This window comes from Streptomyces sp. CB02366 (assembly GCF_001905905.1).
Taxonomy (GTDB): Bacteria; Actinomycetota; Actinomycetes; order Streptomycetales; family Streptomycetaceae; genus Streptomyces.
Window position 1 is genome coordinate 338,016 of the sequence record NZ_LIVT01000001.1, and the last position, 20,839, is coordinate 358,854.

Consider the following 20,839-nt stretch of genomic DNA (forward strand, 5'->3'; position numbering starts at 1 on the left):
GGGCGGAGCATGCCACGCCATGACGACGCTACGCCAGCGGAGGCGCGGGAAGCGGCAGCCGTCCTGCGTCTCTCGTCACGTCCTCCCTCCCCCCGGCCCCCGGGCCCGTCGCCCGGTCCCCTGCCGGATTCCGCGCCGATGCGGGCCGCGACCGCCGGGGCCCGCCCGCCGAAGCCGTCAGGTGTGAGCTTCCTCGCCCCCGCCGCCGGGCCCTCGACCCGGTCCCGCGCCGCTTCCGTCCCAGCGGGCGCGCCGCATGTCGAGCCGCGGGACGTGCCCCTCGGCGTGGCGCGACGCCTCGCGGAGCGGGGTGCCCTCGGCACGGTAGTGCTCCAGCGCCCGCAGCTCGTGGGCGGGGAGCAGCGTCCCGTCGGCGCGGACGACGCGCCACCACGGCACGGCCGAACCGTACAGCGCCATGGCCCGGCCCACCTGGCGCGGGCCGCCCTCGCCCAGCCACTCCGCCACGTCGCCGTACGTCATCACCCGGCCGGGCGGGATGAGATCGGCCACGTCGAGGACGCGCTCCGCGTAGGCGGGCAGCTCCGCGTAGGCGGGCGTCGCGGCGTCGCCCGGGGCGGCGCCGGGGCCGCTCCCGTCCGTCTGGTCCTGGCTCATCCGCCCCATCCTGCCGTACGCCACCGACAGTCCGGCCGACACCGTGCGCGTCCCGGCGCACAGGGTGCGCGCGCGGGCAAAGCAGCGTATGTTGCGCATCCCGCGCGCGTGCGACGCACCCTGATGCCCCCCTCCGGCGACGGGGCGTGCCACCATCGTGCGGGCGGTGACCGGTGATACCAGAACACGAAGACGAACCAGAGGCGACGAAGGAGCAGGGCGTGCAGCCACCGAAGGCGGCGGACGCCTCCGATGCCGGGGAGCGCCCGCAGGGCGCTTCCGAGCCCCCCGGGCCGCCCGTGGCCTCCGGGTCTCCCGTGGCCGACGACCCCCTGCCCTCCGGGTCTTCCCGCTCCGCCGGTCCCCCGCCCCCCTGGTCCCCCCGTGCGGACGGCCCCACCGCGTCCACCACCGGGCGGCTGGTGGGCTCGACGCTCGCCTCGGCCGACGCCGCGCTGTCCGACCGCGTCTCCGGGGACGAGCCCCTGCTCCCCGCCCGGGTGCACCGCCCCTCCGACCTGATGCGGCTGCTCATCGGGGTGCTCGCGATCGCGGTGCTGTTCACGATCGCCGCGTTCGCCCAGGGCACCACCACCGGTCTCGAGGACGACATCTCCAAGGGCACCGAGCAGGCGCCCGACGTGCTGATCAAGATCGCCGGTCTGGTGTCGAGCATCGCCGTGCTGCTGGTGCCGGTCGCCTTCGCCATCGAACGGCTCGTCAAACGCGACGGACTGCGCATCGCGGACGGTGTGCTCGCCGCCGTGCTCGCCCACGGCGTGACGCTCGCCACCGACCTCTGGGTCTCCCGGTCGGCGGCCGACTCCATCCAGGACGCGCTGACCCAGAAGGCGTTGGCCGGCGGAATGACCGACCCGGTGCACGGCTATCTCGCACCGGTCATCGCGTACATGACGGCGGTCGGGATGGCCCGCCGGCCGCGCTGGCGCGTGGTGCTGTGGGTGGTCCTGCTGCTCGACGCGTTCGCGATGCTGGTCGGCGGGTACACCACCCCGTTCTCGATCATCCTCACCGTGCTGATCGGCTGGACGGTGGCGTACGGCACGCTGTACGCGGTCGGCTCGCCGAACGTCCGGCCCACCGGCCAGCACCTGATGGCGGGGCTGCGGCACGTGGGCTTCCGCCCGGTCGCGGCGATGCGCGCCGAGGACGTGCCGGACAAGGACAACGTCGACCAGGGCGACCGCGGGCGGCGCTACCTGGTCACGCTGGAGGACGGGCCGCCGCTGGACGTCACCGTCGTCGACCGGGAACAGCAGGCGCAGGGGTTCTTCTACCGGGCCTGGCGGCGGATCACGCTGCGCACGCTCACCCAGCGGCGCTCCATCCAGTCGCTGCGCCAGGCGCTGGAGCAGGAGGCCCTGCTCGCGTACGCGGCGATCGCCGCCGGGGCGAACGCCCCCAAGCTGATCGCCACCTCCGAGCTGGGCCCGGACGCGGTGATGCTGGTGTACGAGCACATCGGCGGCCGGTCGCTGGACCAGATGGAGGACGAGGAGATCACCGACGATCTGGTGCGCAGCGCCTGGCGTCAGGTGAAGGCCCTCCAGTCGCGCCGGATCGCGCACCGCAGGCTGACCGGCGACGCCATCCTGGTGGACCGTTCCGGCAGGGCGTTCGTGACGGATCTGCGCGGCGGCGAGATCGCCGCCGGGGATCTGGTGCTGCGGATGGACGTGGCCCAGCTGCTGACGACGCTGGGACTGCGGGTGGGCGCCGAGCGCTCGGTCGCCGGGGCGCTCGCCGTGCTCGGGCCCGACGCGGTGGCGGACTGCCTCCCGCTCCTCCAGCCGATCGCGCTGAGCCGCTCCACCCGGGCGACGCTGCGCCGGATCGCCCGCGAGCGTTCGGAGCGCGAGCGGGAAGCGGTGCTGGAGGCGTCCCGGGCCGCGAAGCAGGCCAAGGCGCGGGACGCGGCGGAAGCCACCGCCGAGGCGCACGCGGAACGGGGCTCCGGGCAGGACGCGGGCGCCGGCACCGGGCCCAGGGCGGTGTCCAAGGCCGACGTGAAAGCCGAGCGCAAGACGCTGCGGAACGAGAAGCAGGCCGAGAAGCGCGCCATCGACGAGGCGCTGGACGAGGCCCGCGAGGAGGACCTGCTCGCCCAGATCCGCCGTCAGGTGCTGCTGATCCGCCCGCAGGCCCCGGTCGAGCCGGTCCGCCTGGAGCGGATCAAGCCGCGCACCCTGTTCAGCTTCATCGCGGGGGCCATCGCCGCGTACTTCCTGATCTCGCAGGTCACCCAGGCCGACTTCGGGACGGTGGTGGAGCAGGCCGAGTGGGGCTGGGTGGCGGCCGCCCTCGGCTTCTCCGCCCTCAGCTACGTGGCGGCGGCGATGAGCCTGCTGGGCTTCGTGCCGGAACGGGTGTCGTTCCTGAAGACGGTGCAGGCGCAGGTGGCCGGCTCGTTCGTGAAGATCGTGGCGCCCGCCGCGGTCGGGGGCGTGGCGCTGAACACCCGCTTCCTCCAGCGCGCCGGGGTGCGCCCCGGGCTCGCGGTGGCCAGCGTCGGGGCCTCGCAGTTGTTCGGGCTCGGCGCCCACATCCTGCTGCTGGCGCTGTTCGGCTACCTCACCGGGACGGAGAAGACCCCGGACTCGCTGACCCCGTCCCGTACGGTCATCGCCGGTCTGCTCACGGTCGCGGTGCTGGTGCTGGTGGTGACGGCGATCCCGTTCCTGCGCAAGTTCGTGGTGACCCGGGTGCGGTCGCTGTTCGCCGGGGTCGTGCCGCGCATGCTGGACGTGGTGCAGCGGCCGCAGAAGCTGCTCACCGGCATCGGCGGCATGCTGCTGCTCACCGGCCTGTTCGTGCTCTGCCTGGACGCCTCGATCCGGGCGTTCAGCGGCCCGGACGTCCCCCAGCTGAGCTACGCGAGCATCGCCGTGGTCTTCCTCGCCGGGAACGCGCTCGGCTCGGCCGCCCCGACGCCGGGCGGCATGGGCGCGGTCGAGGGGGCGCTGACGCTGGGACTGATCGCGGTCGGACTGCCGAAGGAGGTCGCGGCGCCCGCGGTGCTGCTGTACCGCGTGATGACCCTGTGGCTGCCGGTGCTGCCGGGATGGCTCGCCTTCAACCAGCTCACCCGCAAGGGCGAGCTGTGAGCCGGCCGGGGGGCCGGGGGCGGTAGGCCGTACCGCCCCCGGGGAGGCGTGCGGCCCGGCGCGCGCCTGCCGAGGGCGGTGGGCCGTCCGTACCGCCACCCGCATGGACCGCGCCCGGCCGCGCTCCCCGGCGGCCCGCCCCACGATGGGGGGCATGAGGACTTCCCCCGCCCTGCGCGCCGCCGCCCTCGCCGCCACCGCCACCGCGCTGCTGTCGTTGGCCGCCTGTTCGGACGACGGCGACGGGGGCGGGTCCTCGACACCGACCGCGGCCTCGACCGCCTCCCCCTCCTCCACCGCCGGCGACCTGGCGTCGCAGAAGCTCGACTGGTCCCGGTGCCCGCCCCCGAACGCCTCCCAGGGCGGCGGCGAGTCCCCGTCCCCGCTGCCCGGCGGCGCGGTCTGGGAGTGCGCCTTCATGGACGTCCCCCTCGACTACGCGAAGCCGGACGGCCGCACGATCGAGCTGGCGCTGGTACGGGCGAAGGCCAAGGACCAGAAGCGGCGGATCGGCTCGCTGGTGTTCAACTTCGGCGGTCCCGGAGCGTCGGGCGTCGCGACGCTGCCGGCCTTCGGCACCGAGTACGACAAGCTCCGCACCCGGTACGACCTGGTGAGCTTCGACCCGCGCGGGGTGGGCCGCAGCGAGGGCGTGGAGTGCGCGGACGACGCCCAGCTGGACGCCTTCTACCAGGAGGACTCCACCCCGGACGACGCGGCCGAGGAGAAGCGGTTCGTCCGGGGCCAGAAGGACTACATCGCGGACTGCGAGGAGAACTCCGGGGAGGAACTCCCCTTCGTGGGCACGACGAACGCCGCCCGCGACATGGACCTGATGCGCACGGTGCTCGGCGACGGGAAACTGCACTACTTCGGTATCTCCTACGGCACCGAGCTGGGCGGCGTGTACGCCCACCTCTTCCCGGACAAGGTCGGCCGGGCCGTCTTCGACGCGGTGGTCGATCCCACGAAGAACGCCGAGCAGTCGGCCCTCGGCCAGGCCGAGGGGTTCCAGCTCGCCCTGGACAACTTCACGGAGGACTGCGCGGAACGCGACGACTGCGCCCTGCCCGGGGCCACCGGGCAGGAGGTCGAGCAGGGCATCGCCGATCTGCTGGACGCGTTGGAGGAGCAGCCGATCGACGGGCTCGGGGACCGGGCGCTGACGCAGACGCTGGCCACCACCGGCATCGCCTCCGCGCTCTACTCCAAGGAGACCTGGCCGCTGCTGGAACAGGGCCTGGACGAGGCGGGCGGCAAGAACGGCGGGCTGCTGCTGGCGCTGGCCGACTCGCTCAACGGCCGCTCCGAGGACGGGCGATACGACAACTCCAACGCCGCCAACATCGCCATCAACTGCGCGGACGGCAAGGAGCGCTTCTCCCTGGAGCAGACGAAGGCGGCGCTGCCCGCCTTCCGCAAGGCGTCCCCGCTGTTCGGGGACTACCTGGGCTGGGGCCTGATGGGCTGCACCGGCTGGCCGGTCGCGGGCGCCTGGCAGACCCCGGACGTCAGCGCCGAGGGCTCCGCCCCGATCCTGGTCATCGGCAACACCGGCGACCCGGCGACCCCGTACGCGGGCGCGAAGGCGATGGTGGAGAAGCTGGGCAAGGGCGTCGGCGTCGAGCTGACCTACAGGGGTGAGGGGCACGGCGCCTACAACAGCAAGGACGCGTGCGTGCAACGCGCGGTGGACGGCTACCTGTTGGACGGGAAGACACCCGGGTCCGGCACCGTCTGCGACTGATCCGCGCGCAGGCGCGGCCCGCGGCCGACGCGGGGACGGCCGCCGGGTACGCCGAAGGGGCCCGGCCCGCACGCTGCGGGCCGGGCCCCTTCCGTACTGCTCGGCCGCCCCAGGGGTATCGAGCCGCAGCGTTGACAATGCCGCGAGTCAGTACACCTAGTACACCGGCTTCTCGGGCTCGATCTGGTTGACCCAGCCGATCACGCCGCCGCCCACGTGCACCGCGTCGGCGAAGCCCGCGGACTTGAGGACCGCGAGGACCTCGGCGCTGCGGACGCCCGTCTTGCAGTGCAGGACGATGCGCCGGTCCTGCGGGAGGTCCTGGAGGGCGGTGCCCATGAGGAACTCGTTCTTCGGGATCAGCTTCGCGCCCGGGATCGAGACGATCTCGTACTCGTTCGGCTCGCGGACGTCGATGATCTCGATCTTCTCGTCGCCGTCGATCCACTCCTTGAGCTGCTTGGGAGTGATCGTGGCTCCGGCCGCCGCCTCCTGGGCCTCCTCGGACACGACGCCGCAGAAGGCCTCGTAGTCGATGAGCTCGGTGACGGTGGGGTTCTCGCCGCAAATCGCGCAGTCGGGGTCCTTGCGGACCTTGACCTGGCGGTACTGCATCTCCAGGGCGTCGTAGATCATCAGGCGGCCGACCAGCGGGTCGCCCACGCCGGCGAGCAGCTTGATGGCCTCGGTGACCTGGATGGAGCCGACCGACGCGCAGAGCACGCCCAGCACGCCGCCCTCGGCGCAGGAGGGGACCATGCCCGGCGGCGGGGGCTCGGGGTAGAGGCAGCGGTAGCAGGGGCCGTGCTCGGACCAGAACACGGAGGCCTGGCCGTCGAACCGGTAGATCGACCCCCACACGTACGGCTTGTTGAGCAGCACCGCCGCGTCGTTGACGAGATAGCGGGTGGCGAAGTTGTCCGTGCCGTCCACGATCAGGTCGTACTGCGCGAAGATCTCCAGCACGTTGTCGGCTTCGAGCCGCGTCTCGTGGAGGACCACGTTCACGTACGGGTTGATGCCGAGCACCGAGTCCTTGGCGGACTGCGCCTTGGAGCGGCCGATGTCGGCCTGGCTGTGGATGATCTGGCGCTGCAGGTTCGACTCGTCGACCTCGTCGAACTCGATGATGCCCAGCGTGCCGACTCCGGCCGCGGCCAGGTACATCAGGGCCGGCGAGCCGAGGCCGCCGGCGCCGACGCACAGCACCTTGGCGTTCTTCAGACGCTTCTGCCCGTCCATCCCGACATCCGGGATGATCAGGTGGCGGGAGTACCTGCGGACCTCGTCGACGGTGAGCTCAGCAGCTGGCTCGACCAGGGGTGGCAGCGACACAGGAACCTCAACAATGCAGGTGGTCGGAGTTTACGCGGACCGGCCTCTTACGGTCGGCTACGTACGGTTGTTCTCCCCGTAACACTGCCACGCCCCTTCTCATTCCGAGATACCCGGTCCGATCCGCGAGACGATTTCGTCCCAGTACCTGGGCAGGGTCGCGAAAGGGTCGCTTTGTCCGTTCCGGCCGTCCCGGTCCGTGAAGAAGATCGTCCCGGCCCCCTGCCAGCGGGCGACGCGCATGGCCTCCTCCAGATGGGTGCGCGGAACCCCGTGGACGAAGTGGGCGAACCGCTCCGGCGGGTAGTCGGCCGTCCACTCGGCCACCTGCGACCAGCGGTAGTCGGTCCAGGGGCCCCGGAAGGTGACCAGCTGGTCGGCCGCCTCCGCGTAGCCGGGGTAGGGCTGGAAGCCGTGCCCCAGCACCAGGCGCCCCCCGCCGTCCGCGCTGTCGCTCTCCGCGAGCAGGGCGTGGAGCGTGCCGGTGAGACGGCGGACGGCGGGCAGCCCGGTCCGCTCCCCGGGACAGCGGGCGAGGTAGAAGCCGCCGACCCGGTACCAGTCGATGAACGACCGGGCGTCCGCGACGAGTTCGTCGAAGGGCCGCTCGCCGTGGGCCAGGTCGAGGTGGCCGAGCAGCCTGCCGCCGGAGGCCCGGACGGTGTCGCCCGGGACCTCCCCGTGCAGGGCCCGCTCGCGGGCGTTGCGCAGTCGGCCCGCCGCCTCCAGGCAGTGCGGGTCGGGCCGGGAGCCGGGGCCGTTCGCGATGTTGAGGACGGCCCAGTGCAGCGGGGTGCCGGGGCGGGCCAGCTCGGCCCATTCGGCGGGGGCGAGCAGCGGGTGGGCGTAACCGGGGACGCCGAAGCCGAGCTGTTCGCCGCCCGCGGTCCTGCGGGCGTCGGCGGGAGCGGTCAGATACGGCACGCCGCCTCCATCCAGATGTCCGCGAGCGACTCCTCCAGGTTGATCCGGGGCCGCCAGCCGAGCCGGTCCCGGGCGGTGCGGACGTCGGCCTGCTGCCAGGCTCCGCAGCCGTCCGGGTACGGGGACGGGGTGGCGGAGAGGTGTTCCATGACGGACTCGGCGGAGGTCCGCGGGGCCCCGATGGGCAGGCGCGGGGGCGGTCCGTCCAACTCGTGGAGCGCGCCCGCGTACCCGGCGACCCGGGCCAGGACGGCGGCGGCGTCGCGGAGCCGGACGGCCCGCCCGGTGCCGATGTTGACGACGCCCTGCGCGGCGGAGAGCGAAGCGGCGTGGACGGCCCGCGCCACGTCCCGTACGTCGACGAAGTCCCGCTGCACGCCGAGGCCGCTGAGCTTCAGCTCGCCGTCGCCCGCCTGCATGGCCCGGCGCATCGCCTCGGCGAGCCGGCCGAGCGGGGAGCCCGCCGGGGTGCCGGGGCCGACCGGGGAGAAGACCCGCAGCACGACGGCGTCGAGACCGGAGCCGAGGACGAGTTCGGTGGCGGCGAGCTTGCTGACGCCGTACGGGCCGCCGGGGCGCGGTACCGCGTCCTCGGCGGTGGAGGACCCGGGCTGGGAGGGGCCGTACTCCGAGGCGCAGCCGACCTGGACGAGCCGGGCCCCGCAGCCGCTGCGGCGCAGCGCCTCGCAGACGGTGGCGACGGCGACGGTGTTGTGACGGGTGAGGTCCCGGGCGCCGCCGCGGGTGGCGCCCGCGCAGTTGACGACGACTCCGGGGTGGACGGCGTCCAGGAAGCGGGTGAGCGCCCCCGGGCTGCCGCCCGCGAGGTCGAACCGGACGTCGGCGTCGTCGCCGCGGCCGAGCGCCGTGAGGTGGACGGCGGGGTCGGCGAGCAGCCGGTCGGCGACGAAGCGGCCGAGGAATCCGTTGGCTCCGAGCAGCAGCACCCTCATCGCGCACCGCCTCGGTGCCGACGGCTCACTGCCGGTGCGGGGGATTGGGGGGTCATGGCGGGTGTCTCCTAGGTCAGTCGGTCTACGGGCGGGGAAGACCCGCGGCGTCGGCTCCGCGGGGGTGAAGCGGGTGAAGCGGGTGAAGGAGCGGGTCGGGTGGGGGTGGTGCGTGTCGTGGGGGGTGCGTGTCGTGGGGGGGCTCAGGGGTTTCCGGTACGCCGGTCCGTCGGCGGCTCAGCTCCGGGTGCGGGTATGGGCGGAGGCCCGGGAGAGCGCGGGGAAGGCGTACAGCAGCAGGCCGAGCGCGGCCGCGCCGCAGGCGAGGGCGGCCACGGCGCCCGTCCCGCCTGCTGAGACAAGGGCGTTCACGGGCCGGGCGACGGGTTCGAGTCCGGGCAGCCGGGCGGAGAGGACGAGGGCGGGGGCGGCGGCCTCGACGGCGCAGGCGGCGGCGAGCGCGACCGTGCCGGGCTCCGGCAGTCCGTGCGCGGCGAGCAGCCGGGCCACGAAGAACAGGACCCCGAGGGCGACGGCTCCGACCGTCGCGCCGCCTCCGGCGAAGCCGGCCAGGTGCAGCAGGGGCAGCAGCGCACCGAGGAAGAGGGCGACGGCGGCGAGCAGCAGAGGGCGCACGCCCGCGCCGAACTCCTCCAGGGCGCGGCTGCCGGCCAGTTTGCGGTGGGCCCGGACGGTGAAGAGGTGGGCGCACCAGGCGGCCGGGGCGACGGCGGCGGCGAGGCCGAGCAGCGGGGCGGGGGTACCGTTCCACGGCCCGTCCGGGCCACCCGTCATGACCTGGTCGAGCAGTCCCTCGCCGTACACCGCGTAGCTCAGCAGCCAGCAGCCGTACAGGCCCGCGCGTCCCGCTCCCCCGGGGGCGCGCAGGGGCCCGCGCCCCAGGCAGGCGCGCAGCGCCAGGCAGGCCAGCAGGGCGCCGAGGACGGTGACGAGGGAGCGCGCCCCGTCGTCGAGGACGCCCTCGGTGGCCCGCAGCGCTCCGGCGGTCGCCAGGCAGACGGCGCCGGGGAGCAGCGCGAGCAGCGTCCAGGCGGCCCGGTCCCCGGTGTCGGGGCCGGGCGGCGCGGCCGACGGGCCGCCGGGCGCGGGCCGGTGCGCCCGGGGAGGCATGCGGGCGTACAGCTCCTCTGCGAGGGCGAAGACGTCCCGGTGGCGGTAGCGGGCGACGGTGCGGTCGGTGAGGCCGTGCGCCTCCAGACCGGCGGCGATCTCCAGCGGGTCCACGGCCCGTTCGCACAGGTCGCGGTGGTGGCGCAGCAGGGACGTCACGGGGTCGGCCGGTCCGCGACGGCCTCCTGCGGAGGGCCGCCGCGCCGGGGTGCGGGCCGCGATCTCCGCGGGCCGCTCGGGGGCGGGCGCGGGCCGCTCAGGTGCGGGCGCGGGCCGCTCAGGTGCGGCGGCAGGGGCCGCCGGGTCGTCCGGACGGGTCATCGAACGGTCTCCGTGATCGGGGCGGGCCGGGTGGCCGCGGTGGGCCGCGTGCGGGGTACGGGGGCGGGCGCCGGGGCCCGGCCCGCGCCCCGTGGCCGGGCCCTTCCGGCGGGCGGGGCCGCCCCCGCGGACCGGGTCGCCCGCGCGGCCGGAGTCGGCCGGGCGAGGGGAATCGGCCCGGCGGACGGGGCCGCCCCCCGGCTCCGGGTCGGCGGGGCGGTCGCCGGGCGGGTGGTCACGCATCGCCGCTCCCCACCGGTCCCACCGCGATCGCGCAGAGGCCCTCGGGCTCCGGCTCCCGCGTGTGCTGCGGCTCGGGCTCGCCGGGCCGGTCCGGCGACCGGATCCCGTCCGTCGCGGCCTGCCGGCACGCGGCGGGGAGCGCCGCCGGGCCCCGGGCCGCCCCCGCCCCGACCTCGCGCAGGTGTGCCCCGGGCCGGGCCCACGGGCCGGGGAGCCGCGCCTCCAGGGGAATGGCGAAGGGCAGGGGGTCGCCGTGGGCGTCCACCGTGTCCGCTTCCCGGCGCACCGGGGCGTGCGACATCAGCTCCAGGTAAATGCCGCGAAATGCCGCGAGGTTCTGTTCGACGGTGAAGAGTTCGCGTGCGCGGGCGTGCGCCGCCGCGCCCAGGCGTGCACGGCGCGCGGGGTCGCGCAGCAGTGCCACACAGGCGTCCGCGAGCGCCCCGGGGTTGCGCGGGGGCACCACCAGGCCGGTGCCGCCGATGACCTCGGCGACCGCGCCCACGTCGGTGGAGACGGTGCCCCGGCCGCAGAACATGGCTTCCACCAGGCCGACCGGGAAGCCCTCGACGGTGCTGGACAGCACGATCACGCCGCCCGCCCCGTACGCCTCCGCCAGGCCGGGGCCGTGCGGCCCGCCGACCTCCTCGAAGGTGACGGCCCGGGCGCCCTCGGCGCCGGACGCCCCGCTCCCGTCCGCACCGGGGCCCCCGCCCGGGAAGAGCCGGGCGGCCAGGTCCTTGCAGCGGGCGAGGTGGGCGGCCTCGTCGCCGTCCACCGGGGCGCCGAAGATCCGCAGCCGGGCGTCCGGTTCGGCGCGGCGGACCTCGACGAAGGCGCGCAGGAGGGTGCCCAGGTCCTTGGCGGGTTCGATCCGGCCGACCCAGACCAGGGTGTCCGGGCCGCCCGGCCCCGCGCCCTCGCCCGTGGCGGCCGGGCGCTCGGCCTCCTCACCGACCGGGTCGAACCGCTCGGCGGCCATGCCGGGGTAGACGGTGCGCTGCTTGGCGGGGTCGGCTCCGCACCGCCGCTGCCAGCGGCGCACGTGGGTGTTGCCGGAGGTGACGAGCGCGGCCTGCCGGTAGGTCTCGGCGGCGAGGCGGCGGTGGAAACCGGCGAGGAGGGCGCGCACAGGCGCCCCGTACCCGCTGTCGGAGGCGGTCAGATAGTGGGCGCGCAGCGGTACGCCGTACTCGGTGACCAGCAGCGGCACCCCGAAGAAGCGTTTGGCCAGGAGCCCCGGGAGGGCCGCCGCCCCGCCGGAGGCGGCGTGGCAGAGGTCGACCGCGCCCAGGCTCTCCTCGTCGTACCAGTCCAGTGAGAGCGGGCGCAGCGCGCGCTCCAGTTCCGCGGCGAAGGCGAGCAGGTCGGGGACGGTGGCGCTCCGCACGGTGCGGCCGGCGCCCCGGGCCAGGGACGCGGCCTCCAGGAGGCGGACGGCGGTCTCGGAGCGCAGCGCGGAGTGGAGTCCGCCGCGTTCGCGGGCCAGCTCGGCGAGGCCGTACAGCCCTTCGGCGAACAGCTCCGCTCCGGGGCCCGCGCCCGCTTGCGCGCCGGGCTCGTCGGGGGCGCAGACCGCGGCGGCCAGGGCGGCGAGACACCCGGCGAAGCGTCGGCGGTCGCGCCGCCCGTAGGCCTGCTCGCCCCCCGTCACCAGCCGGGCCAGCAGGCCGCGTTCGCCACTGCCGCGCAGGGCGCCGTCGTCGGGGGCCCACAGCGGCGCGGTGCGCACGCGGCTGACCTGGTGCGGCAGCCGGACCCAGCCCTGGTCCTCCTGGTGGGCGGAGCGGCTCAGCGCGAACAGGTCGAACGCGTGCTGCGGCAGCCCGCGCACCAGCCGGTCGCACCAGAGCCCGGAATCACCGGCGGCATACGGGTAACCACCGTCGGTGAGCAGTCCGATCCGCACGAATACACCCCCGATCTCCCTTGTGGGCGGCCACCGTTGCCTGGCGACTCGCAGCGGGACGACCGTAAGCGGATACCTCGGTGGTGCGCCGGACGGTTGTCCGTCGCACCACCGAAAGGGGTGAACCGTCGTAACTTTCCCGCCCCGGTCGCGTTCCGTCGCGATACAGCGGCCTGCCGTTACGGAGAGTCAGGCTCGGGCCAGCCCCATCCGGGGCGCCGCGAGCAGGGGCGCGAGGGCGCGCGCCAGCGCCGGAAGCTGCCGCGGATACGGGGCCTGGGGCCTCCGGCCACCTCGTCGACCCCGCCCCGCTCGACGGCCACGCCCCGGCGCACCACCGCGAGCAGGGCGGCGGGCCGCGGCCGGGCCGGGGCGCCGAAGACCGGGCCGATGGCCGCCTTCCGCCGCAGCTCCGCGAGCGGGCGAGGACCCGGAGGCGGCCACCCGGTCACGGGGACCGGATCAGCTCAACCCTCGGGGTACACCCAGGGGTTGGGCTTGCACGTGACGCCTTCCAGCTCAAGGGTTTTGGTCTGCTGCTGCATGACCGGAGCGAGGGCGCCCGGGGTGCGGCAGTTCACATGGTTGTGGCCGAGGCGATGGCCGACCTCGTGGTTGATGAGCATCTGGCGGTACGCCAGCAACTTGTCCGGACCGAAGGTGGCCGCGCCCTGGGCCCAGCGGTAGGCGTTGATCATGACACGGTCGGTCGCGGCGGAGTCGCAGGAGACATTGTCGACCGTGGTGTCCAGACCGGATTTGGCACACCAGTCGCCGGTGGTGCCGGGGCTGGCGAGCGTGATCACGAATTCCGGGGTGCCCGACGAGATCCGTTCGAAGGTCATCGCGCCGTTGTGCGCCCAACTCCGGTCGTCGTTCAGCGTCTTCTGCACGGCTTCGGCGAACAGCCCCGCATCGAGGCCGAGCCCCTTCTCCACGTCGATCCGGTACGTGCGCTTCTGCCCCTTCCCGGGGGCCTTAGCCAGGCCGGGCACCGCCTCGAACTCGCCGCTCCCCCGGAGATCGGCGGTCAGCGGAAACGGCTGCGCCATCTTGGCCGCGTACGAGAGGGGTTTGACCTGGGGCTTGGGCGAGGCATGGTTCGGGGTCGGGCGGTTGTCGGAGCGCGACGCCTCATCGCCCGGGCCCGGCCGCTCCAGGCCGGCGGCGCGCGCGGCGGCCGCGCGGCCGGCGGAGTCCTCGGCGACCTGGCCGGCGACCACGACGGCGAGCACGGTGGTCACCGCGGCGGCGGCGATTCCGGTGCACGTCCGCCCGCGGCTGCTCCGGAGGCCGGGACTTTCGTCGGGCTCCGGGGCCTGCGGCCCGGCCCCCTCGGCGCCGTCCGGGGCTGCGGGCGGCGGCGCGGCGGGCGTGCTCGCCGGGTCACCGGCGTCGAAGGCCTCCAGGAACTCCCGGCGCGGACCGGGCACCGCGGGCCCGTCGGGCGTCGGCTGCCGCCGGCCCGTCCGGCCGTCCGCGACCCGCTGGGCCGCGCGCTGGGCGGAGATCTGGCGGGCCACGGCCTGCTGCCGGGCGTCGCCGCCCTGGGCCACGGGGCCGCCGGGGTGCGGCCGGTCGTCGCCGGGGTGCGGCCGGTCGTCGCCGGGGTGCGGCCGGTCGTCGCCGGGGCGGCGGTCCGGGCCGGGGCGCCGGCGGGGCGGGTCCACGTGCGGCGCGGGGGCTTCGTACCCCTGGCCGGGACGGACGGCCGGGCCGGTCCCCCAGCCGCCGCCCCGCTCGTGCTGTTCGGGGTGGCCGCCGCGCACCTGCGGGGCGTCGGAGGCGGACGGGCCGTGGCCGTCGCCGGTCAGCGGGGAGAACACGTCCCGCCGGTCGCCCGGCGGCGCGGGCCGCCGGCGTCGACCGGTGCCGGACGCGGGAGGCGCCGCGGCGCGCTCGCCGCCCGGTTCTTCCGTCGCGTCCGGGCGGATCGCCCCGGAGCCCTTTCGACTGTGTCGTCCCACGCCCCGGATCAGCTCCCGCCGCTCTCGTCCAGCAGTTCCCGGAACGCCTGGGCGACCGCCTCCGGGTACTCCATCATCGCCACGTGCCCGGCGTCGGGCAGCGTCAGCAGCCGGGCGCCGCGGAAGGCCGCGGACGCCCTGCGCGCCATCCGGTACGAGACGAGCTGGTCCCGTCCGCCGTACACGAGCTGGGTCGGTGCGAGCACCCGCTCGGCCTGGCGCCACAGTCCCTGCTGGCCGCCCAGGGTGTACGCGTCCACGATGCCCCGGGCCGAACGCGTCATCGCGTCCCAGAAGTACGGCAGTTCCAGTCGGCGCTCCATCTCGGCCACCGCATGGCGAAAGGCTTCCTCGGAGACCCGTGCCGGATCGCCGTAACAGAGTGCCATGACTCCGCGCGTCCGCTGTTCCGCGGTCCAGTCCTTCGTCAGCCGGGCGAACAGGGATGCGACCCCCGGGACCGCCAGCAGACCGGTCGGGACGGCGGGGCGCTGCACCCGCCACTCCGGCAGGGCGGGCGAGATCAGGGTGAGGGTGCGCACCAGGTCGGGGCGGACGGCGGCGACCCGGGTGGCGACCGCACCGCCCAGCGAGTTGCCGAACAGGTGCACCGGGCCCCGGCTTTCCGCGTCCAGCAGCCGGATCACCGCGCGCGCGTGCCCCGTCACCGAGTAGTTGCCGTCGTCCGGCGGGGGCGAGTCCCCGAATCCGGGCAGGTCGACGGCTTCCCCGTCGACCACGTCGGACAGCAGCGGCATCAGCGCGGACCAGTTCTGCGACGAGCCGCCGAGCCCGTGCACGTACAGCGCGGGGGGCAGTCCGGGCAGGTCGCCCGGCCGGCAGCGGATGTGGAGGCCGATCCCCGGCAGGGACACGGTGCGCACCCGTTCGCCCTCGGCGATCCGGACGGCGCTGACCGTGGGGGCCACCGCCGCGGCGGCGGCCTGGACGCCCGGCAGCTCGGTCGAAGACATGGGGCAATGTTACGAGAAGATCACGCCATGAATCATGTGTTCGCCGTCACAAAGCCGTATCGCGGGGTAGACGGGTAACTCCTACGCTTCATGGGGAACGACAAGAAGGGAGCGGCACATGACGGTCGACCCGAGCGACCCGGACACCTTCGAGGGCGTCCAGCCGGACGGTCCGGGGCCCGAGGCCCCCGAGGCGGACGCCGCCGAGCAGCGGGCGGAGGTCCGGCCCGAGGACGACGAGCGGGTGGAGGACGTCGACCCGGCCGTCGCCAACGAGGCGGATGTGGCGGAACAGAGCCGGGTGATCCCGCTGGACGAGGACGATTACCGGTAGTACGCCCCGCTTTGCTCCCGCGTACGGAAAGAACTGTGGCTTCCGCAGCCGTCCGGTCCGTGAAATTCTGCGTCCGCGCCGCGCACAGCCGGGTTACCCAAAAGTACGATGGCTGTACGGCGCAGCGCGCACGGACCGGCTGTGCCGGAACACATATTTGGGAGGCGGCGTGACAGCCATCGAGCAGACAGAGGCGGCGCGCCCGCGGGGCACCCGCCTGCCCCGCCGCGCCCGACGCAATCAGCTGCTGGGCGCCGCGCAGGAGGTCTTCGTCGCGCAGGGCTACCACTCCGCGGCGATGGACGACATCGCGGAGCGGGCCGGTGTCAGCAAGCCGGTGCTCTACCAGCACTTTCCCGGAAAGCTGGAGCTCTACCTGGCCCTGCTCGACCAGCACTGCGAGTCGCTGCTCCAGGCCGTGCGCACGGCGCTGGCCTCGACGACCGACAACAAGCTGCGCGTCGAGGCGACGATGGACGCCTACTTCGCGTACGTACAGGACGAGGGCGGCGCGTTCCGGCTGGTCTTCGAGTCCGACCTGACCAACGAGCCCGCGGTGCGCGAGCGGGTCGACCGGGTCTCCCTCCAGTGCGCGGAGGCCATCTCCGACGTGATCGCCGGGGACACGGGCCTGTCCAAGGACGAGTCCATGCTGCTGGCGGTGGGGCTCGGCGGCGTCTCCCAGGTGGTGGCGCGCTACTGGCTCTCCAGCCAGTCGCCCGTCCCCCGCGACACCGCCGTCCAGCTCCTCACCTCGCTGGCCTGGCGGGGCATCGCGGGCTTCCCGCTGCACGGCGCCGAGCAGCACTGAGCCCCCGCGGGGCCGCGCCCGGCCCCGTGTTCGCTGCGGGCGTTGCCGGTCGGGCCTGAGCGTCCCTTCCGCCGGGCTAATGTGGCTGCGTACGGCGCGGTTCGCCGCGCGAGGACTGACCGTCGGAGGGACATAGCCGTGGAGGTCAAGATCGGGGTGCAGCACACGCCCCGCGAGATCGTGCTGGAGAGCGGGCTTTCCGCCGAGGACGTCGAGAGCGCGGTCGCCGCGGCACTGGGCGGCAAGGCGGAGCTGCTCAGCCTCACGGACGACAAGGGCCGCAAGGTCCTGGTGCCGGCCGACCGCATCGCGTATGTGGAGATCGGCGAGCCGACCACCCGGCGGGTGGGGTTCGGGGCGCTGTAGTCCACCGGACGCGACGACCACGGGAGCGGCCCGGCGGGAAGAGATTCCCGCCGGGCCGCTCCCGTGGTGTGTGCGGGTCTTCCGCCGCCCGGGCGCACGGGCCCTCCTCGCACCGGGCCGACGGCTTCCACAGCAGGTCGGGGCCCGGTTCCGTACGCGTGGGGGCGCCCGCGGGAGGGTTGCCGGGCGTGGGCAGGGGGTAGGACCGCTACGACCGTTTCGCCCGCCCCGCACACCCCCGCGAGGTGATCCTCTGTGATCTGGGAATCCTTCGGCGCCGCCGCACTCGGACTGGCCCTGTCCTGGGCGGCGCTGCGATCACTGTCCCACCGGCTCCCGTCCGGCCGTGCGGTGTACCTCACCGGTCCGCTGGGCGCCCTGTTCGGGGCATGTCTGACGCATGCCGCCCTGGGGCCCGGACACGTGGTGGCGACACTGATCGGCGCCGTGTCCGTCGGGGCGGTGACGCTGTCGCTCCTGATCCGGCCCCGCCGCCGCCTCACCCGGTCGGCGGCGGCCCAGTAGCACGGCGGTTACGCGGCCAGTCCCAGCGCGGCCATCCGCTTGGTGTGGGCCTCGGTGATCCGGGAGAACATCCGGCCCACCTCGGCCAGGTCGAAGCCGTCCGCGACGCCGCCGACGAGCATCGTCGAGAGGGCGTCGCGGTCGGCGACCACCCGCTGCGCCTGCGAGAGCGCTTCGCCCATCAGGCGGCGTGCCCACAGCGCGAGACGGCCGCCGACCCGCGGGTCGGCCTCGATGGCGGCGCGCACCTTCTCCACGGCGAAGTTCCCGTGGCCCGTGTCGTCGAGCACGGACAGCACGAGGGCGCGGGTGTCGGTGTCCAGCCGGGCCGCGACCTCGCGGTAGAAGTCGCTCGCGATCGAGTCGCCGACGTACGCCTTGACCAGGCCCTCCAGCCAGTCGGACGGAGCGGTCTGGCGGTGGAAGTCGTCGAGCGCCTTGGCGAACGGCTCCATCGCGGCGGTGGGGTCCTCCTCCACGGCGGTCAGCCGGCGGCTGAGCTGCTCGAAGTGGTGGAACTCGGCGGCGGCCATCTTCGCCAGCTCCGCCTTGTCCGCGAGGGTCGGGGCGAGCTTCGCGTCCTCCGCCAGCCGCTCGAAGGCCGCCAGCTCTCCGTAGGCGAGGGCGCCGAGCAGGTCCACGACGGCTGCGCGGTACTGCGGGTCGGCGGCCGCGGTGGCCCAGTCCTGGGCGGCGATCCCGGTGGCTCCGGCGGGGTCTGCGGGGGTATCGGTGGCGTGGTCTGGCGTCTCCATGAACGGAACGATAGCCCTCTCCGCTCAGGGCGGAAGGGGCTGGTCAGCCGGGGCTCCCCACCCTTCCGATGAATTCATCCAACACACATGCGCGAATCCGGGGTACAGTGGTATTGCGCTTACTGAGCACTGTGCTGTGCCAGGGGCGCGCCCTTGAATGAGGATGCCCGGTCGGTGGCCCGATCGGCTCCGACCCGACAGCCCTCCACGCGGTGCGTACGACACGTACGACGGCAGATGAGGGGCCCCCTCAGCGGCACGAGCGCTCGAGCGACGGCAGTGGTCCCGCGCCACCCGGCCCTTAACCGGCCGGATGACCAACCCGGCACGGTACGACCCCCAGCGTTCGCCTCGGACCGCGTCTCACAGAAGAGGCAGCACCCTGACTACGTTCCGAGACCTCGGCATTCTTCCCGAGACGGCCGAAGCCCTTGAGGCGGTCGGCATCACGTCCCCCTTCCCCATCCAGGAGCTGACGCTCCCCGTAGCCCTCTCCGGCTCCGACGTCATCGGCCAGGCCAAGACCGGCACCGGCAAGACGCTCGGCTTCGGCCTTCCGCTCCTGGAGCGCGTGACCGTCCCCGCCGACGTCGAGGCCGGCCGCGCCAAGCCCGAACAGCTGACCGACGCCCCGCAGGCGCTCGTCGTCGTCCCCACCCGCGAGCTGTGCCAGCAGGTCACCAACGACCTGCTCACGGCCGGCAAGGTCCGTAACGTCCGCGTTCTCGCGATCTACGGCGGCCGGGCGTACGAGCCCCAGGTCGAGGCCCTCAAGAAGGGCGTCGACGTGATCGTCGGCACCCCGGGCCGCCTGCTGGACCTGGCGGGCCAGCGCAAGCTGGACCTCTCCCACATCCGCGGGCTCGTCCTCGACGAGGCCGACGAGATGCTGGACCTGGGCTTCCTGCCCGACGTCGAGCGCATCATCACGATGCTGCCGCCCAAGCGCCAGACGATGCTGTTCTCGGCGACCATGCCGGGCGCCGTCATCAGCCTGGCCCGGCGCTACATGTCGCAGCCGACGCACATCAACGCCACGTCGCCCGACGACGAGGGCACGACCGTCAAGAACACGGTCCAGCACGTCTACCGCGCCCACAACATGGACAAGCCGGAGATGCTCGCCCGCATCCTCCAGGCCGAGGGCCGCGGGCTCGCGATGATCTTCTGCCGCACGAAGCGCACGGCGGCCGACATCGCCGAGCAGCTGGAGAAGCGCGGCTTCGCCTCCGGCGCGGTCCACGGCGACCTCGGCCAGGGCGCCCGCGAGCAGGCGCTGCGCGCCTTCCGCAACGGCAAGGTCGACGTCCTGGTCTGCACCGACGTCGCCGCCCGCGGCATCGACGTCGAGGGCGTGACCCACGTCGTGAACTACCAGTCGCCGGAGGACGAGAAGACCTACCTCCACCGCATCGGCCGCACCGGCCGCGCGGGCGCCAAGGGCATCGCGATCACGCTGGTCGACTGGGACGACATCCCGCGCTGGCAGCTGATCAACAAGGCGCTGGACCTGAAGTTCCCGGACCCGCCGGAGACGTACTCCACCTCGCCGCACCTCTTCGAGGAGCTGGGCATCCCGGCGGGCACCAAGGGCGTGCTGCCGCGCGCCGAGCGGACCCGGGCCGGCCTGCGCGCCGAGGAGGTCGAGGACCTGGGCGAGACGGGCGGCCGCGGCCGCAAGTCCGCCGCCCCCGCTCCGGCGCGCGAGGAGCGCGAGGAGCGCACCCGTACGCCGCGCCAGCGCCGCCGCACCCGTGGCGGGACCGGTGCGGAGGGGGACGCCGTGACCGTGCCCGCCCCCTCCCAGGAGGCGGCTCCGGCAGCCCCGGCCGAGGAGGGCGGCGCGTCCGACGCGCCGCGCACCCCGCGTCGTCGCCGCCGCACCCGCGTCAACGCCACCGAGGCGGCCGTGGCGGTCGCCGAGGCCCCGACAGTGCCCGCACCGGTGACCGAAGCCGCCCCGGTGGCCGAGGCCGCACCGGTCGCACAGCCCGTGGCCGAGCCGGTCGCGCAGACCGTGGCCGAGTCGGCCGAGCCGGTCGCGCAGACCGGGGTCGAGGCCGTCGCGGAGACGAAGCCGCGCCGTCGTCGCAGCCGCGCCGCGAAGCCGGTGGCGGAGGAGACGGCCGCGCCCGTCGCCGCCGCTCCGGTCGTGTCGGCCCCGGCCGAGTTCCAGACCGTGGCGGGCGCCGCGGGCATCACGGAGCCGGCCCCCGAGCCGAAGGCCCGGCCGCGCCGCCGTGCCCGGATCGCGAAGCCGGCCGACGAGGTCGACTTCCAGATCGCCCCGGCCGCCGAGCCGGAGCCCGAGACGAAGACGCGCCGCCGCCCGGCCCGCGCCACGTCGAGGCCGAAGACGGAGTCGAAGGCGAAGGCCGAGCCGAAGGTGAAGGCCGAGTCCCGGACGAAGGCCGAGCCGCAGGGCGACGCCACCGCCGCCGAGTCCGCTCCGGCCGAGCCGAAGGCCCGGACGACCAGGGCGACGAAGTCCCGCGCCAAGGCGGAGACGGTGTCGGAGTCCGCGGAGAAGACCGCCGCGAAGACCCCGTCGAAGGCCGTCTCCGAGGCGGTCGCCGCCGAGGCGGAGGCCAAGCCGCGCCGCCGCCGGGCCACCCGCACCGTCACCTCGACCGCGGCCCCGGAAGCCGCCGTGGTCTCCGCCGCCGAGGCCGTGGTGAGCGAGGCCGCCGCCGCGCCGAAGACGCGCCGCCGTCGGGCCACCCGTCCGGCGGGCGCCGCGACGGGGACGAGCACCGAGAGCTGAGGCACCCGGCGACACCGCACGACGAACGGCCCCGGCCCCG

Annotated in this window: 16 protein-coding genes; 7 read left to right on the forward strand and 9 right to left on the reverse strand. The window is 74.7% G+C overall.

The genetic code is table 11. From position 1 onward, the window contains the following. Nucleotides 1-177: 177 nt before the first annotated feature. On the reverse strand, nucleotides 178-618 hold the full coding sequence (locus AMK24_RS01440; protein WP_338012679.1) for an MGMT family protein: 441 nt from the start codon (nucleotides 616-618) through the stop codon (nucleotides 178-180). A gap of 221 nt (nucleotides 619-839) precedes the next feature. On the opposite strand from AMK24_RS01440, the gene AMK24_RS01445 reads away from it, so the two are divergent. Together AMK24_RS01445 and AMK24_RS01450 are read left to right on the forward strand one after the other, a co-directional pair. Further along, on the forward strand, nucleotides 840-3,743 hold the full coding sequence (locus AMK24_RS01445; RefSeq protein ID WP_073764121.1) for a lysylphosphatidylglycerol synthase domain-containing protein: 2,904 nt from the start codon (nucleotides 840-842) through the stop codon (nucleotides 3,741-3,743). 154 nt (nucleotides 3,744-3,897) lie between these two features. After that, on the forward strand, nucleotides 3,898-5,490 hold the full coding sequence (locus tag AMK24_RS01450; RefSeq protein ID WP_073765585.1) for an alpha/beta hydrolase: 1,593 nt from the start codon (nucleotides 3,898-3,900) through the stop codon (nucleotides 5,488-5,490). 156 nt (nucleotides 5,491-5,646) lie between these two features. Here AMK24_RS01450 and moeZ read toward each other — a convergent pair whose 3' ends face one another. From moeZ to AMK24_RS01490, 7 genes are all read right to left on the reverse strand, one after another. After that, complete coding sequence (gene moeZ / locus AMK24_RS01455) at nucleotides 5,647-6,825, reverse strand: adenylyltransferase/sulfurtransferase MoeZ (protein ID WP_073764123.1); 1,179 nt, start codon at nucleotides 6,823-6,825, stop codon at nucleotides 5,647-5,649. Between the two features lie 99 nt (nucleotides 6,826-6,924). Further along, nucleotides 6,925-7,749 carry a spherulation-specific family 4 protein gene (locus tag AMK24_RS01460; protein WP_073764125.1) on the reverse strand — a complete coding sequence of 275 codons (825 nt, stop codon included), beginning with the start codon at nucleotides 7,747-7,749 and terminating at the stop codon, nucleotides 6,925-6,927. Next, nucleotides 7,737-8,702 (reverse strand): NAD-dependent epimerase/dehydratase family protein, encoded by a 966-nt coding sequence (locus tag AMK24_RS01465; RefSeq protein WP_030277704.1) that lies wholly within the window; start codon nucleotides 8,700-8,702, stop codon nucleotides 7,737-7,739. The genes AMK24_RS01460 and AMK24_RS01465 overlap by 13 nt, the downstream gene beginning before the upstream one ends. Before the next feature lie 234 nt (nucleotides 8,703-8,936). Then, nucleotides 8,937-10,151 (reverse strand): hypothetical protein, encoded by a 1,215-nt coding sequence (locus AMK24_RS01470; protein WP_242434880.1) that lies wholly within the window; start codon nucleotides 10,149-10,151, stop codon nucleotides 8,937-8,939. Nucleotides 10,152-10,386: 235 nt separating this feature from the next. Then, a complete protein-coding gene (locus AMK24_RS01475) occupies nucleotides 10,387-12,303 on the reverse strand; it encodes a DUF3492 domain-containing protein (RefSeq protein WP_073764127.1) in 1,917 nt (638 codons plus the stop codon). A gap of 467 nt (nucleotides 12,304-12,770) precedes the next feature. Continuing rightward, nucleotides 12,771-14,270, reverse strand: a complete 1,500-nt coding sequence (locus AMK24_RS01485) for a DUF3152 domain-containing protein (RefSeq protein WP_073764131.1) — start codon at nucleotides 14,268-14,270, stop codon at nucleotides 12,771-12,773. An 8-nt stretch (nucleotides 14,271-14,278) separates the two neighbouring features. Next, nucleotides 14,279-15,244: an alpha/beta fold hydrolase gene (locus AMK24_RS01490; protein ID WP_073764133.1), complete on the reverse strand. Its 966-nt coding sequence runs from the start codon at nucleotides 15,242-15,244 to the stop codon at nucleotides 14,279-14,281. Nucleotides 15,245-15,362: 118 nt separating this feature from the next. Between AMK24_RS01490 and AMK24_RS01495 the strand changes: the two genes are divergently transcribed. The 4 genes from AMK24_RS01495 to AMK24_RS01510 all read left to right on the forward strand — a co-directional run bounded on the left by AMK24_RS01495 (nucleotide 15,363) and on the right by AMK24_RS01510 (nucleotide 17,280). Further along, nucleotides 15,363-15,578 carry a hypothetical protein gene (locus tag AMK24_RS01495; RefSeq protein WP_073764135.1) on the forward strand — a complete coding sequence of 72 codons (216 nt, stop codon included), beginning with the start codon at nucleotides 15,363-15,365 and terminating at the stop codon, nucleotides 15,576-15,578. A 169-nt stretch (nucleotides 15,579-15,747) separates the two neighbouring features. Continuing rightward, nucleotides 15,748-16,389 (forward strand): TetR/AcrR family transcriptional regulator, encoded by a 642-nt coding sequence (locus AMK24_RS01500; protein ID WP_073764137.1) that lies wholly within the window; start codon nucleotides 15,748-15,750, stop codon nucleotides 16,387-16,389. 138 nt (nucleotides 16,390-16,527) lie between these two features. Beyond that, on the forward strand, nucleotides 16,528-16,755 hold the full coding sequence (locus AMK24_RS01505) for a DUF3107 domain-containing protein (protein WP_010061602.1): 228 nt from the start codon (nucleotides 16,528-16,530) through the stop codon (nucleotides 16,753-16,755). Between the two features lie 255 nt (nucleotides 16,756-17,010). Then, nucleotides 17,011-17,280, forward strand: coding sequence for a hypothetical protein (locus AMK24_RS01510; RefSeq protein WP_073764139.1), 270 nt, complete (start codon nucleotides 17,011-17,013; stop codon nucleotides 17,278-17,280). A gap of 8 nt (nucleotides 17,281-17,288) precedes the next feature. Here the strand turns inward: AMK24_RS01510 and AMK24_RS01515 are convergent, their stop codons facing one another. Continuing rightward, nucleotides 17,289-18,035, reverse strand: a complete 747-nt coding sequence (locus tag AMK24_RS01515) for a ferritin-like fold-containing protein (protein ID WP_073764141.1) — start codon at nucleotides 18,033-18,035, stop codon at nucleotides 17,289-17,291. A gap of 313 nt (nucleotides 18,036-18,348) precedes the next feature. On the opposite strand from AMK24_RS01515, the gene AMK24_RS01520 reads away from it, so the two are divergent. Beyond that, nucleotides 18,349-20,799, forward strand: coding sequence for a DEAD/DEAH box helicase (locus AMK24_RS01520; RefSeq protein WP_242434881.1), 2,451 nt, complete (start codon nucleotides 18,349-18,351; stop codon nucleotides 20,797-20,799). Nucleotides 20,800-20,839 lie beyond the last annotated feature (40 nt).

Bases quoted from the DNA above. Each gene is read 5' to 3' on its own strand.
- AMK24_RS01440 (WP_338012679.1), bottom strand. From the start codon at position 618: ATGAGCCAGGACCAGACGGACGGGAGCGGCCCCGGCGCCGCCCCGGGC.
- AMK24_RS01515 (WP_073764141.1), bottom strand. From the start codon at position 18,035: ATGGAGACGCCAGACCACGCCACCGATACCCCCGCAGACCCCGCCGGA.
- AMK24_RS01520 (WP_242434881.1), top strand. From the start codon at position 18,349: ATGACCAACCCGGCACGGTACGACCCCCAGCGTTCGCCTCGGACCGCG.
- AMK24_RS01450 (WP_073765585.1), top strand. From the start codon at position 3,898: ATGAGGACTTCCCCCGCCCTGCGCGCCGCCGCCCTCGCCGCCACCGCC.
- AMK24_RS01465 (WP_030277704.1), bottom strand. From the start codon at position 8,702: ATGAGGGTGCTGCTGCTCGGAGCCAACGGATTCCTCGGCCGCTTCGTC.
- AMK24_RS01470 (WP_242434880.1), bottom strand. From the start codon at position 10,151: ATGACCCGTCCGGACGACCCGGCGGCCCCTGCCGCCGCACCTGAGCGG.
- AMK24_RS01495 (WP_073764135.1), top strand. From the start codon at position 15,363: ATGACGGTCGACCCGAGCGACCCGGACACCTTCGAGGGCGTCCAGCCG.
- AMK24_RS01490 (WP_073764133.1), bottom strand. From the start codon at position 15,244: ATGTCTTCGACCGAGCTGCCGGGCGTCCAGGCCGCCGCCGCGGCGGTG.